General features: G+C 58.4%; 11 protein-coding genes. 4 read left to right on the plus strand and 7 right to left on the minus strand.

Features of this window, described 5'->3' with window-relative positions; translation table 11 throughout:
- Positions 1-2 precede the first annotated feature (2 nt).
- On the minus strand, positions 3-1,121 hold the full coding sequence (locus tag HDF12_RS13360) for a homocysteine S-methyltransferase family protein (RefSeq protein WP_179584121.1): 1,119 nt from the start codon (positions 1,119-1,121) through the stop codon (positions 3-5).
- Between the two features lie 108 nt (positions 1,122-1,229).
- On the minus strand, positions 1,230-1,733 hold the full coding sequence (gene nuoI, locus HDF12_RS13365) for an NADH-quinone oxidoreductase subunit NuoI (protein WP_179584123.1): 504 nt from the start codon (positions 1,731-1,733) through the stop codon (positions 1,230-1,232).
- 39 nt (positions 1,734-1,772) lie between these two features.
- On the opposite strand from nuoI, the gene HDF12_RS13370 reads away from it, so the two are divergent.
- Both HDF12_RS13370 and HDF12_RS13375 read left to right on the plus strand, forming a co-directional pair.
- Positions 1,773-2,324: a molybdopterin-binding protein gene (locus HDF12_RS13370; RefSeq protein WP_179584125.1), complete on the plus strand. Its 552-nt coding sequence runs from the start codon at positions 1,773-1,775 to the stop codon at positions 2,322-2,324.
- Between the two features lie 115 nt (positions 2,325-2,439).
- Positions 2,440-3,711, plus strand: a complete 1,272-nt coding sequence (locus HDF12_RS13375) for a metallophosphoesterase family protein (protein WP_179584127.1) — start codon at positions 2,440-2,442, stop codon at positions 3,709-3,711.
- Between the two features lie 27 nt (positions 3,712-3,738).
- Here the strand turns inward: HDF12_RS13375 and HDF12_RS13380 are convergent, their stop codons facing one another.
- A complete protein-coding gene (locus tag HDF12_RS13380; protein WP_179584129.1) occupies positions 3,739-5,328 on the minus strand; it encodes a UbiD family decarboxylase in 1,590 nt (529 codons plus the stop codon).
- A gap of 351 nt (positions 5,329-5,679) precedes the next feature.
- On the opposite strand from HDF12_RS13380, the gene HDF12_RS13385 reads away from it, so the two are divergent.
- A complete protein-coding gene (locus HDF12_RS13385) occupies positions 5,680-6,417 on the plus strand; it encodes an energy transducer TonB (protein ID WP_179584131.1) in 738 nt (245 codons plus the stop codon).
- Positions 6,418-6,548: 131 nt separating this feature from the next.
- Here HDF12_RS13385 and HDF12_RS13390 read toward each other — a convergent pair whose 3' ends face one another.
- The 4 genes from HDF12_RS13390 to HDF12_RS13405 all read right to left on the minus strand — a co-directional run bounded on the left by HDF12_RS13390 (position 6,549) and on the right by HDF12_RS13405 (position 11,236).
- The gene (locus tag HDF12_RS13390; RefSeq protein ID WP_179584133.1) at positions 6,549-7,571 is read right to left on the minus strand and encodes a VTT domain-containing protein; all 1,023 of its coding nucleotides are present in this window, start codon (positions 7,569-7,571) and stop codon (positions 6,549-6,551) included.
- Between the two features lie 168 nt (positions 7,572-7,739).
- Complete coding sequence (locus HDF12_RS13395) at positions 7,740-8,339, minus strand: Dps family protein (protein ID WP_257025658.1); 600 nt, start codon at positions 8,337-8,339, stop codon at positions 7,740-7,742.
- 63 nt (positions 8,340-8,402) lie between these two features.
- Entirely contained in the window at positions 8,403-9,710 is a 1,308-nt protein-coding gene (locus HDF12_RS13400) for an HlyD family secretion protein (RefSeq protein ID WP_179584135.1), read from the minus strand.
- Between the two features lie 2 nt (positions 9,711-9,712).
- A complete protein-coding gene (locus HDF12_RS13405; RefSeq protein WP_179584137.1) occupies positions 9,713-11,236 on the minus strand; it encodes a TolC family protein in 1,524 nt (507 codons plus the stop codon).
- Between the two features lie 315 nt (positions 11,237-11,551).
- Between HDF12_RS13405 and HDF12_RS13410 the strand changes: the two genes are divergently transcribed.
- Complete coding sequence (locus HDF12_RS13410) at positions 11,552-12,625, plus strand: Gfo/Idh/MocA family oxidoreductase (RefSeq protein ID WP_179584139.1); 1,074 nt, start codon at positions 11,552-11,554, stop codon at positions 12,623-12,625.
- The last annotated feature ends 89 nt before the right edge of the window (positions 12,626-12,714 follow it).

Genomic DNA, 12,714 nt, shown 5'->3' on the forward strand with positions numbered 1-12,714 from the left:
ACTCACGCGGCACGCTCGATCTGACGAGCCCACTGCCGCGGTGGCTGGCCTTCGAGCGCCTTCGCGATGGCTGCGATGTGCTCGGGCGTGTTGCCGCAGCAGCCGCCGGCGATGTTGATCAAGCCGGCTCGTGCAAAGTCGCCTAGATAACGAGCCATATCCTGCGGCCCGAGATCGAAGCCGGTCTCGGAGAGAGGATTTGGCAGACCGGCATTTGGGTAACAGGAGATCGCCACGTCCGCCTTCGTCGCCAACTCGTCGAGGAAGGGATACATCAGATCGGGACCGAGTGAGCAGTTCAGCCCTACGGACAAGGGCTTGACGTGCTGGACTGCGTTCCAGAATGCCTCTGTGGTCTGCGCGGAGATTAGTGTCTCGCCACCACGCCCGACTGCCGCCGAGATCATTACTGGCAGCTCCTTGTTGTTCGCGGTAAGGCCATCTTGATCGAAGACCTCGCGGATGGCGACGAGTGCCGCTTTGGCATTCAGGGAGTCGAAGATCGTTTCGACCAGCAGCAGATCGGAGCCGCCGGCGATGAGGGCACGAACCTGCTGCATGTAGGCGGCTTTTACCTGATCGAAGGTGACAACCCGAAAGCCCGCATCGTCAGCATCGGGTGAGTTGGAGAGAGAGACGGTCAGCGGACCGATTGCGCCTGCTACGAAGCGCTGGCGGCCGGTTTCGTTCGCTACGCGGTCTGCCCATTCGCGGCACTGGCGTGCGGACTGCTCGTTGATCTCCCAGGCGAGATTGTTAAGCATCGGATCGTCGATGATCTTCTGGTAGAACTCCGGATCCTTTCGGCCGCCGTGCTCCCGCGGATCGTCTACGAAGAATTCGCTCTGGGTGATGCTGGTCGCGCCGAAGGTGTTGGTCTCGATGATGTCAGCACCGGCTTCCAAAAATCGACGATGGATGTCGGAGATCATCTTCGGCTGCGTCAGGGAGAAGAGGTCGCCGTTGTTGAGCAGGTCCTTTGTCGAGCCCTTGAATCGCTCCCCGCGGATGTCAGCTTCCTTCATGCCGTAGGTGCGAATCGTCGTGCCCATTGCACCGTCGATGATGGCGATTCGGCTCTCGAAGATCTTTTCAAGAGGATGTTGGCTCGCTGTAGTCATTTCTATCTGATGTCCCTCACTCGTTGCGCGGTGCACTGTCGCGCCCCGTCGTAGTGCGGAGAGCCACCAAGGCTCACCGTTTGGTTTTCACACATCAACGTGAATCTTTTAGGCGAGGATCTCTGCTTGATCTTTCTGAGATCGCACGGCGTCCGGAAGCATCGGGGTAGGAATGAGAAGATCTTCCTTGCGCATGACGAGGGTTGTGGCGTTGAGGCTGGCGAGTTCGAAGCCGTGACCGTGGGTGATGGCGTCGGTGGGGCATGCTTCGACACAGTAGCCGCAGAAGATGCAGCGGTTGTAGTCGATGTTGTAGACCTTGGCGTAACGCTCAGCGGAGGAGATGCGCGTCTCTTCGGTGTTCTCGGCGGCCTCGATATAGATGCAGTTCGAGGGGCAGGCGGCGGCGCAGAGGAAGCAAGCGACACACTTTTCGAGGCCATTCTCGTCGCGCTGCAGCTGGTGCTTGCCGCGGAAGCGCTCTTCAAATTTGGCTCCGCGCATGGGACCTTTGCCGTCGGGATAGTTCTCGACTTCGGTCGGCTGGAAGACCTGCTTCAGCGTGATGCTCATACCTTTGGCAATGGCTGCGGCGTCGCGGACGATAGACATGCCTTGAGTATACGACGGGGGCGCGGTAGGCTGAAAGCCATGAAAAGAGCCGCTGTTTCCATACCGTTCCTGCTCGGCCTGTGCTTTGCTGGAATAAGCTTTTCAGCTGCAATCTCTCAGACTGTTCCGATGGGGGTGATGGCGGAGCATCAGCACCCTCCTACGCAGCCTTCAACAGGATTGGTACTAACTCTGGACGGTAAGGCGACGACGCTATCTGTGGCAGATCTGTCGGCAATGCCGCAGACGACGATAACTGTCCACAACGAACATACGAAGACCGATGAGACCTACTCCGGCGTGCTGCTGGGGGCAGTGCTGGCGAAGTATGGGTTACCCGTCGACAAGACGACCCACCAGAAGATGTTGCGGAGCTACCTCGTCGCTGAGGGGATGGATAAATATTGGGTGGTTTATTCGGTCACCGAAATTGAAGGATCGGAACATAACGGCACAGTGATCGTTGCAACCAGCATGGGAGGCAAACCGTTGGGCGAGGACGGGATGTTCAAGCTGGTCGATAGCGAAGACAAAAAGCCGCAGCGGTGGGTGCGGAATCTGAGTGCGATTACAGTGAAGAGCGCGGAGTAGAGGACAGCTTTGTGATGCAACTTTTTAAGTGGCACCAAAATGTTCCAGGTTTCACACTCCTCTTTCACGCTGGCGCGTATTCTGGGTGGCAGTTTTCTGACCGCTGGAGGTCGCGATGCGAAAAAAAACACCTCGTCAGACTTTGCACTATGCCACCAAGAGCTTCGATGCAAACGCCAGGCCACTGCAATCGGGCGCCGCGGCCAACGACCAGCCAATCTTTTCGCAGCCTAAGCCTTCTCCCGACCCGATCGGTTTCAAAGATCCGGTCACCGACCAGAAATATCGAGGAATTGCCAGCGTTGAGCCCGTGCCCCAGCCGGCCGGAGGTGCGGTCGAGCCAGTTGTGACTCTGGAGCAGGTTTATGGGCAGGCAGGAGCTGGAGTCATCAAGGCGATTCAGCAGGCGAAGCAGATTGTCTTTCACTCGGTTGGGGACACCGGCAGTGTGACAGGACCGGCAACCCAGTCGCTGGTTGCCGACAAGATGGTGTCCGACTTCAGCGAAGCAAACGCGGCCGACGTTCCGTCGTTCTTCTTCCACCTGGGCGACGTCGTCTATTACTTCGGCGAAGCTACCTACTACTACGACCAGTTCTTCGAGCCTTACCGCGACTATCCCGCACCCATCTTTGCGATCGCGGGGAATCATGATGGGGTGGTGTACCCGAAGGATCCGTCGCCTACGCTGGACGCCTTCCTGCGCAACTTCTGCTCGCCTACTGCAGCTCAATCGCCGGACTCGGGAAACCTGTTGCGCACCACGATGATCCAGCCCGGGGTGTACTTCACGCTGGAGGCTCCATTCGTTCGAATCCTCGGCCTTTACAGCAATGTGCTGGAAGATCCCGGCGTTATCTCCGGCGAGAACGGGAACAACACTGTGCTCGACGACCGACAGATTGCATTTCTAACGGCGGCGCTCAAGCGGGTGAAGACTGAAAAGTTTGCCGGCGCAGTGATCATCGCAGTGCATCATCCTCCGTTCACTGGAGGCGTGGAGCACGGAGGTAGTCCCCTGATGCTGGTGGATATTGACGCAGCCTGCACAGCGGCGGGAGTGTGGCCGCATGCGGTCTTCTCCGGCCATGCGCACAACTACCAGCGTTACACGCGCACAGTCAACAAACTCCAGATACCGTTTATCGTCGCAGGTTGCGGAGGGCACAATCCGCTTTCGGCGATGCGGGGCACCTTCCGAACACCTTTCAAGATCGACAACACTTTGACTCTCGAGAGCTACGATACGACCGACTTCGGATACCTTCGTGTGATCGTCAATGCGACGACGATGACCGTGGAATATCATCCGCAGAGCGACGGGGGCACCACCAAGACGCCCAATGATCAAGTGTCGATTGCACTTGCAACACAAACCATAAGCTGAGTGGTTCGCGGGGAAACTTACCGGGTCTCACTCGATGCCGAGCTTCTTCCAGATAGCATCGACTTTGGTCTTTACTTCCGCGTCCATTGTGAGCATCGGCGGCCATGGGCGAGTAAAGCCTTCGGCGGCCCACTTGCGCGTAGCATCGATGCCCATCTTGCTGCCAAAGTTAGGCAGGCGGCTGGCGTGGTCGAGCGAGTCCACGGGCCCGAGAGTGAACTGGATGTCGCGCTCGGGATCGATGTTGTTGGTTGTGCGGAGGGTGACCTCAGCGAGGTCCTGCACGTCGCAGTCTTCATCGACGACGATGATGCACTTGGTGAACATCGCCTGGCCCATGGCCCAGATGCCGTTCATGATCTTCCTTGCATGGCCGGCATAGGATTTTTTGATCGAGACAATCATGAGGTTGTGGAAGACACCCTCGGCGGGAAGATTGACGTCGACGATCTCCGGCAATGTCAGTTGCATGAGCGGGAGAAAGATGCGTTCGACGGCTTTGCCCATCCAGGCGTCCTCCATGGGCGGCTTGCCAACGATCGTGGCTGCGTAGATGGGATCTTTGCGATGGGTGATGCAGGTGATGTGGAAGACGGGGTACTCGTCCTGCATGGTGTAGAAGCCAGTGTGGTCGCCGAAGGGGCCTTCGGTGCGGAGTTCGCCTAACTCGACATAGCCTTCGAGGATGTACTCGGCGTTGGCCGGGACTTCGAGGTCCACGGTCTCGGCCTTGACGAGTTCGAGCGGCTTCTGGCGGAGGAAGCCGGCGATGAGGTACTCCTCGACGTCGGGTGGAGCGGGCACGATGGCGCTGAAGGTCGTGGCGGGGTCGGTGCCGATGGCTACGGCGACCTCCATTCGGTCTTCGCGAATCCTGGTGACGGTCGTGGTGGTGAGGGTGTCGAGGGAGGATGCGGCAGCGGTTCCGCCAGAGGTGATAGCCATCAGGTCGACGCGGGCGGCGGAGTCGGGAGAGGCCTCCCGAAGGCGCTCGCGCATGTGTTCGGCGGCGACTTTCTGGCGCTGCCAGTGCATGCCGGTGGTCTTGCCGTCGTAGACCTGCATGCGGTACATGCCTACGTTGCGCTTGCCGGATTTGGGGTCGCGCGTGATGACGCAAGGGAGGGTGATGAACGGGCCGCCATCTTGCGGCCAGGTCTTGAGGATGGGTAGTTCAAGAAGATTGACTTCTTCACCGCGATGGATGACTTGTTTACACGGAGCGTCTTTGGCGGAGACTACCTTGGGGAAGAAGCTGCCGACTTCGGCCAGCGTCGGCAGGAGCTTGAGCTTGTCCATGAAGTTGGTCGGCATCTGCGGCTTGATGAGGGTGCGGATGCGGTCGGCGATAGCGTCGAGCGAGTCGGTCTCGAGCGCAAGCCTCATGCGGCGTTCGCTGCCGAACTGATTCATCAGAACACGTGCGCCGGGATAGCCTTCTACGTTTTCGAAGAGGAGCGCGGGGCCGCCCGCCTTGGCTGTGCCTCGACCTAGTTTGGCGGTGCGGTCGGCGATCTCTGCCATCTCGAGATCGGGAGAGACCTCGATTGTGATGCGCTTCAGTTCTCCGGCCTTCTCAAGCTGCTTAATCCATTCGCGTAGATCGTTGTAGGCCAATTCCCTCTCCTGGCTCATGCCGGTGCGGTGAAGCAGGTATCCCCACTCCCCCGAAAAGTATGCAAAGTCTTCGATCCAAATGGCTTAGATGTGTTCTCCAAGTGGACTGAACTCTTGTCTCTCCTTCAGTTTAGCTGCTGCGAGGGGTTGGTTGTGTCAAGTCCCGTGGATTGCATTTCAGAGGATGATGATTTCCTGCATCGTTTTCAAGAACTCTGCCGGCATGGACGGACGCTGAACTATGGTGGGACGGCGTTGCTGGAACATAAACAGGTTGGAGGTGTCTAACAGAGTACGGCCGTATTCCTCGCTGGATGCGCACCTTGGATCCGAACGTTGGAGGGTGCTTCTATGTTTGAGGAAAGTCTTGTGGAGTCGCGTGCAGGAGAAGTCTCGGCGAGCAAGCGGTGGACGACGGCAGCGTCGATCAGCTTGCAGTTTGCCGTTGCCGGCTTAGTGGTCGCTTTGCCCTTGATGCATCCGGAGGTGCTGCCGTTTTCTGTGGAAGCTCCGAAGATGCTGCTGCCGTTGCTGCCGAAGCCGCCTGCGCCTCCGTTGCGGGTGCAGCGGGTTACGGAGGCCGCTACGAGTTTTGCAACGGCGGCTCCGCCTCAGCCGGCGATCCTTCCGGCGCGGCTACCGGGCAGAGGGGTTAGGGCGGTGGAAGAGCCTTCGCTCCTCGATCCCGGCAGCATGGGGATGCCCTATGGGTTGCCGATTGGGCTTAGCGTGAGAGAGTGTGGGCCGCATCCGGGTGTGTCTGTGGGGCCGGGAGTTGGTTCGGGGGGAGCTCTGCATAAGACGATTGATGTCTCGACAGGGGTCTCGCAGGGATTGTTGATTGAGCCGATTCGTCCGGTGTATCCGGCGATTGCCAGGGCTGCTCATGTGGAGGGAACGGTGGTCGTGGAGGCGGTGATCTCGCGAGGCGGAACCATCGAGAGCCTGCACGTACTCAGCGGGCCGGTGATGCTGCAAAGCGCAGCGATGGATGCCATACGAGCGGCGCGATACCGGCCTTACCGGTTGAACGGGGAGGCTGTGGATGTTCAGACGACGATTACGGTCAATTTTCGGATGGGGGTCTGAAGCAACCGGGTCCTGCCGGACAGGCGCCCTACGCGGGCAGCGGTCACTTCGTGACGGGTGTACCTTGTCCTGCAACGATGAGCGGCATGGCCCTCCCGTTGGTCGGGATACTGTCGGATACTGCCCTCGACTTACATGGAGGGGACGGCGGATTTGGAGTCAGCCGGAAGAATCTCCTGGACGACATCGGCGCTTGGCGCCTCGGTGACGTAATCGACCAACGGGAAGCCTGCTTCTTTCCAGCCATCGAAGCCGCCGCGGAGAGGGCGAACTCGATAGACACCCATCTTGTGCAACTGCAAGGCAAGCTTGGCGCTGGTCTCTTCGCTGGGGCAGGTGCAGTAGAGGATGACATCGCGGTCGCGGGGAATAATCTCGCTGTGCGCTTTGAGTTCATTCGGGCCGATACGAAGTGCGCCGGGAAGCACGCGCGGATCGGGAAGATAGTCGAGGGGATGGCGCAGGTCGACGATGAAGGGAGGTGTATTCCCGCTGGCTTCGGCTGCGTCAAGCATTGCCTTCAGCTCGGTTGGCTCGAGGCGCAGCTCGCGGACCTGCTGGAGGAACTTGCGCTGCTTCCAGATGCGGTGAGCCAGGAAGCCGAGGACCATCAGGGCGAAGATGAAGAAGGCAAAGTGACCGAGCCAGTGAAGGAAGGGCGCGCTCTTCTTGGCGACATCGCCGAAGAATCGGCCAGCGAGGATGAAGGTCTCTCCCCAGATGAAAGAGCCAGCGAGATCCCACATGAGGAACTTGGGATAGGGCATGCCGGTCTGGCCGGCGATGGGAGCGGCGACGGTGCTGAGCCCGGGGACAAACTTCGCGAAGAGCAGAGTGACCGGACCGCGGCGGGTGAAGTAACCCTCTGTCTTACTGACGCAGGTGGAGGCTTCAAACGACAGCCGGCAAAGCAGTTTCAGAACGCTGTTGCCAAAGCGCCGACCGAGCGCGAACCAGATGGTGTCCGCGATGAGGCAGGCAAACAGGACCGCGATGACGACATAGAGGTGGCTGACGGTGTGAGTCGCACTGAGAGTGCCCGCAGTGAGCAGGACAGGGATGCTTGGAATGGGAATTCCGACCTGCTCCACCAATACCCAAAGGAAGACGATCAGGTAGGCGTAATGGACGAAGAATGCGAGTGCGATCGGCATAAAGGTGTACTTCTTACAGATGATTGGAGCTGGCGGTTGGATGCGAACCCAACTGACATTAACATACACAGCCCGGACGCTTCGCGCGACCGGGCTGTTTCGTTGAAGCGTAAAAGCCAGGATTCGAACTACCGCCCGGCTACTACCCCTCGATTATTTTTCAAGGGATTATTTTTCAAGGATCAAAGGCATCTCGACCAGATGCTGGCCGATGAACCAGGACTGCAGTTCGTTGGGACGGAGGATATCGCTGACGACCAGATCGTTGGTGCCCTGGTCGCCCGCCTTATCGGCTAGATCTGAGATATCCAGGCAGCTTTGAATGATGACCTTATGGGCTTCAAGGAGGCGGGAGATCTGCACCGGAACCTCTTCTATGCCGCGCGGCGGTCGCTGGATGCGGGTGATCTCCGCAACGTCGCCCCCCATGGCGATGGTGACGCCGCCGAGAAGCTGGACTCGCTCGGCGATGGTGTCGACCATCTCGACCTGCTCGTCGAAGTGCTTGTCGAAGAGGAGATGAAGCTGGTAGAAGGTCGGCCCGGTAACCTGCCAGTGGTGCTTCTTGTACATGTCGCGCAGTACGATCGAGTCGGCGAGAAGCTGATTGAGCTGGGCGACCATGTCAGCCCGGACCTTCGCGCTCAACGGGTGAGGCATATCCTGGACCACGGAGCCGTACTTCTGAATCTCCTTCGCGTGTGCGTGCCAGTGCGGCGCTACGTTCGCGTCGCTCGAACTTGCTTTCTTAATTGCAACTGCCATCATCCACCTCGTAAAAATTGGCTTTCAGTTGTCAGATGCCGCAGAGAACGAGTCGGTTTCCCTCGATTATTTGACCTCTACCTCCGGCGTCACCGACATGCCTGGACGCAGGGCATAGTCGCCGTTCTCCTGTTGCAGATTCGTGAAATCGACACGAACGGGAATTCGCTGGACAACCTTGACATAGTTTCCAGTAGCGTTTTCAGGGGGAAACAGGGAGAGCCTCGATCCGGTAGCGCCGCCGATTTGAGTCACCTTGCCGTGGAACTTGCGGCCGCCAAGGGCATCCACTTTGAGAGTGACTGACTGCCCGGGCTTCATCTTGGCGAGCTGTGTCTCCTTGAAGTTTGCCGTCACCCAGAGGTTGGTCAGCGGAATGATGGTTAGGACATCCTGCCCGATACTGAGATTGGCACCTACCTGAACGTTCTTTTTGTTGACGATACCGGTGGTGGGAGCGGTGATGTGGGTATAGCCAAGATTAAGTACGGCCTGATCGACCTTGGCTTGGGCCTGCTTGACGTCGGCGAGAGCTGAGTTTGCCTTCGCCTGTTGGACTCTTACCTGGTCGGGGCCGGTTTTCACGGATTGTGCCGCTTGAAATCGTGACTGGGCGAGTTTCTGGATTGACTGACTGACCGCAGCCTGGTAGCCGATGACCGTGGCTTCGGCCTCCAGCACAGACGCCTGATTCGCGGCATCGGTAGCGACGGCGGCATCATACTGCTGCTTGGAGATGACGTCCTTCTCGACCAGCGGAGTGTAACGTTCAACGTCGAGATGCGATTTGACCGCGGTGGCCTTGGCTGCAACGACGCGAGCCTCTGCGGCCTGAGCTTGCTTGCGGGCCTGCTCCACTGCGGCGGAACTTCCGGTAACATCGGAGCCGGTTGTGCTGACGCTGGTGTTTACATTGACGCCGACGATTGGCACGTTCACCGTAGCCTGAATTGCGGCAGCCTGCGAGCTGGCGAGATTGGCCTGAGCCTGCTCGAGCGCCACCTGATAATCCCGGGGGTCGATCTCGGCGATAGGATCACCAACTTTAATCTGTTGATTGTCTTCAACGTAAACTTTGATGACCTGACCAGTTACTCGCGAGCTCACCTGATAAAGATCGCCGTCAACCTGAGCGTCGTCGGTGTCCTCGCTGAAGGTCGAACGCCAGTAGAAGATTCCCGCGCCGATGACAAGCAGGATGATGACCGCAATGACAATAAACTTGCGGCCGGATTTTTTCTCCGGAGCGTCGTCCTCTTCCTGTTTGTGCGAATCGGCTGGGGGCTGTTTTTCACCAGCGTTTTGCTTGATTTGCACGGTGCCGCTGATCTGCGCGGTCTGGCCGTCCTGCTGCTGATCTGATTGGTCTGGCAAGTTTACTTTCCTCCGAGATAATCTTTGTAGTTGGACTGCGCGACGCCAAGGGCACGGGCCAGGGCAAGCTTGGCGACATTGTGCTGGTAGAGCGCGCTAATGTATTGATCGTTCGCCTGCTCTGTCTGCGATTGCGCCTGAGAGACGGGGAGATTGTCCGAAACTCCGGCATGAAAGCGCTGCTGCGCCTCGCTGAGGGCCTCGTTGGCGAGATCCACATTTGAGTGAGTGGATTCGACCAGCTTGGCCGCCGACTGAATATCGAGCAGGCTGTCGTGCACATCCTGGTTGACCTGCTGGACCTGGTCTGAAAGCTTCGCGCGAGCCTGTTCATACTGGGCGTCGGCAACCTGCTCCTGTCCCCTGGTTTTGGCGATCTGAAGGATTGGTGCGCTTACCTGGCCAGTCGCGCTAAAGGTTCCATGCGAGTGGCCCGGCGTGGTCCCGATATCGCCGTAGTCCCCCGAGAAGCTTGCGACGGGAATTTGATAGGCCCATGCCGAGGTCTTTTCGTCGCTGGCAGACTTCACTTGTTCGGCATAAGCCTTCAGGTCTTTCCGCGTCTTGAGCGCCTGCTGAAACGCGGCCTGCGGATCGACGTTGTCGAGCACCTGAAAGGGAACGAGGTCGGTCAGCCGGAAGACCTGTTCAAGGGGCAGCCCGATAGTTCGCGCCAGGGCAAGCTTGTCCTTTTCAAGGTTATTCTTCGCCGAGATCAGCGTCTGCTCTTCGTTTTGGTAGTCCACCTGGGCGCGCAGCACGTCGAGTTTGGGGCTGGTTCCGGCATCGTGTGCCGCGACGGCCTGGTCGAGCGAAACCTTTGACGTGGCTAACTCGGCCGTGACCGCCTCGATGCGCGCGGCGTCCGCGATACACAGCAGATAGGCGTTGCCCACAGTGAGAGCTACCAGGTCGCGGGCGTCCTCTGCGGTAAGACGTGCGCCCTGGAAGTTATGCTTCGCTGCAAGGTAGTTCTTGAGAGCTGAGACGTTGACTAGATTCTGGGTCAGGTAGGCGCGGAAGTCGACCACCTGGAATGGCCCGATGATGGGCTGGAGACCAGGGAACTTAATGCCGAAGGCCGCGAGGTTAACCTGCTCCACCTCGATGCTTGCCGATGCCGTAACGGTGGGAAGGAGTGGCTGCAGCTCCTCGAGACGCTGACCTGCAGCGTTCTTTACCGAGGAGGTCTGCAGGATGAGCCCGAGGTTCTGCCGCAGACCGCGCTGGATGGCATCGTCAAGCGAGAGGTCCAAAACCCCTTCGGTAGCTTTACCGGTCACCACGCTGCCTTTGAAGGAGTCCTGCGTCGGCTGGGCGCCGTTCTGGCCGGATGCGGTGTAAAGATTTTGCTGGGCGTTCGCCACGGTGGAGCTGTTTGTGGCTGTGCTGGGCCCGCTGGCTGGGGTCTGCCTCGTCTGGCCGCCTGGCCCTTGCGCCTGCGACAGACTGCAGGCTAGAAATAGGCACAACCCGAGATAACGAACTGACGCCTGAGCAGCGCCCGCTGTTTTGCTTTTGCTCATACGGTTAATCGTAACCTGCATCTTGATTAGATTCACGGACTAGTTTATTGCAACACCGTCATAACGGTAGGAGCTTATTGGCTTTGTCACAAACTTACATGTATGTGTTACTGATGCAGTCGGTTGTGAAAAATCTTCAAAAGATGCTTTCGGTACACTCTGATCACCTTTGTTTCGGGATTTCAGCTTGCGCGAAGAAGTTTTTGTTGCTTTTTTGTCTAAGTTAGTGACAAAGACCGAGCTGTGATGGATGAGGCTTATAAACCGTATCGCCGGATCAAGCTGGCGTTCGGGTGAGATTGCGAGGAGTTAGGAATGGCTGCTGAGATCGGCGTTGCGGTGGTTGGGTTTGGATTGGCGGGGCAGGTGTTTCACGCTCCATTTGTGAGCGCTGTCCCTGGGCTGAAGCTGGAGGCGATCGTCCAGCGCAAGGGCGATGAGGCTGGAAAGGCTTATCCTTCGGCGCGGATTCTCAGGTCGGTTGAGGAGGCGTTGAACGATCCTGCGGTGCGGCTTGTCGTAGTGGGAACGCCGAATGAGACTCACTTCGACCTTGCGAAGCAGGCTTTGCTGGCGGGAAAGCATGTGGTCGTCGATAAGCCTTTTGCTGCGACCAGCAAGCAGACTTTAGAGCTAGAGGAGCTTGGATTGAAGCAGGGCTTGGTGCTCGCTCCGTTTCACAATCGGCGCTGGGATGGCGACTTCTTGACGGTGAAGAAGATTTTGAAAGACGAGGCGGTTGGGCGGCTGGTGACCTACGAATCTCACTTCGACCGGTTCCGGCCGGTGCCTCGCGAGAATACGTGGAAGGAGGGCGCCAGCGGCTGCAATGGACTGCTGTTCGACCTGGCGCCTCATCTTGTGGACCAGGTGCTCGCTCTCTTTGGCGTTCCGGACGGGATCACTGCGAGCGTCAGAATGGATCGGGACTCGACCGATATCGAAGATGCGTTCGATATCACGCTCGAGTACCCCAAGATGCGGGCTCACTGCCGATCGAGCATGCTGGCCTGCGATGCTGCACCGAGGTTTCTGCTGCATGGGACCAAGGGAAGCTTCAAGAAGTTTGGCCTCGATCCGCAGGAGCCTGCGCTGCTTGGTGGAGCGAAGCTGCCTCGCATGGGCGAAGGGGAGTGGCTGGCCGACGCCGAGGAGCACTGGGGCACTCTGACGGTTGCGCCTAACCCCAACGACCCTGGCACCCTGACCCGCACCAAAATGAAAACGGAGCTGGGAGACTACCGCAACTACTATGCGAACGTTCGCGATGCGATCAACGGAACGGCTGAGCTGGCGGTAAAGCCCGAGGACGGCTATCGGACCATCAAGCTGCTCGAGATGGCCAGGCAGAGTTCTCTGGAGGGACGTACGCTGCCGATCTCCTTCTAATAGGCCCTCTGGATATCTGTTTTGTAACTCGTTTTGTTTGTTTAATTTACGAATAGGTCTCCGCAAGCTATCCATTACCAAAGGGTTAT

Origin of the sequence: Tunturiibacter gelidiferens (assembly GCF_013410115.1) — a bacterium.
GTDB lineage: Bacteria > Acidobacteriota > Terriglobia > Terriglobales > Acidobacteriaceae > Edaphobacter > Edaphobacter gelidiferens.

Excerpts from the sequence above, each read along its gene's own strand:
- HDF12_RS13385 (WP_179584131.1), top strand. The coding sequence starts at position 5,680 with ATGTTTGAGGAAAGTCTTGTGGAGTCGCGTGCAGGAGAAGTCTCGGCG.
- HDF12_RS13395 (WP_257025658.1), bottom strand. The coding sequence starts at position 8,339 with ATGATGGCAGTTGCAATTAAGAAAGCAAGTTCGAGCGACGCGAACGTA.
- nuoI (WP_179584123.1), bottom strand. The coding sequence starts at position 1,733 with ATGTCTATCGTCCGCGACGCCGCAGCCATTGCCAAAGGTATGAGCATC.
- HDF12_RS13360 (WP_179584121.1), bottom strand. The coding sequence starts at position 1,121 with ATGACTACAGCGAGCCAACATCCTCTTGAAAAGATCTTCGAGAGCCGA.
- HDF12_RS13390 (WP_179584133.1), bottom strand. The coding sequence starts at position 7,571 with ATGCCGATCGCACTCGCATTCTTCGTCCATTACGCCTACCTGATCGTC.
- HDF12_RS13370 (WP_179584125.1), top strand. The coding sequence starts at position 1,773 with ATGAAAAGAGCCGCTGTTTCCATACCGTTCCTGCTCGGCCTGTGCTTT.
- HDF12_RS13410 (WP_179584139.1), top strand. The coding sequence starts at position 11,552 with ATGGCTGCTGAGATCGGCGTTGCGGTGGTTGGGTTTGGATTGGCGGGG.
- HDF12_RS13375 (WP_179584127.1), top strand. The coding sequence starts at position 2,440 with ATGCGAAAAAAAACACCTCGTCAGACTTTGCACTATGCCACCAAGAGC.
- HDF12_RS13405 (WP_179584137.1), bottom strand. The coding sequence starts at position 11,236 with ATGAGCAAAAGCAAAACAGCGGGCGCTGCTCAGGCGTCAGTTCGTTAT.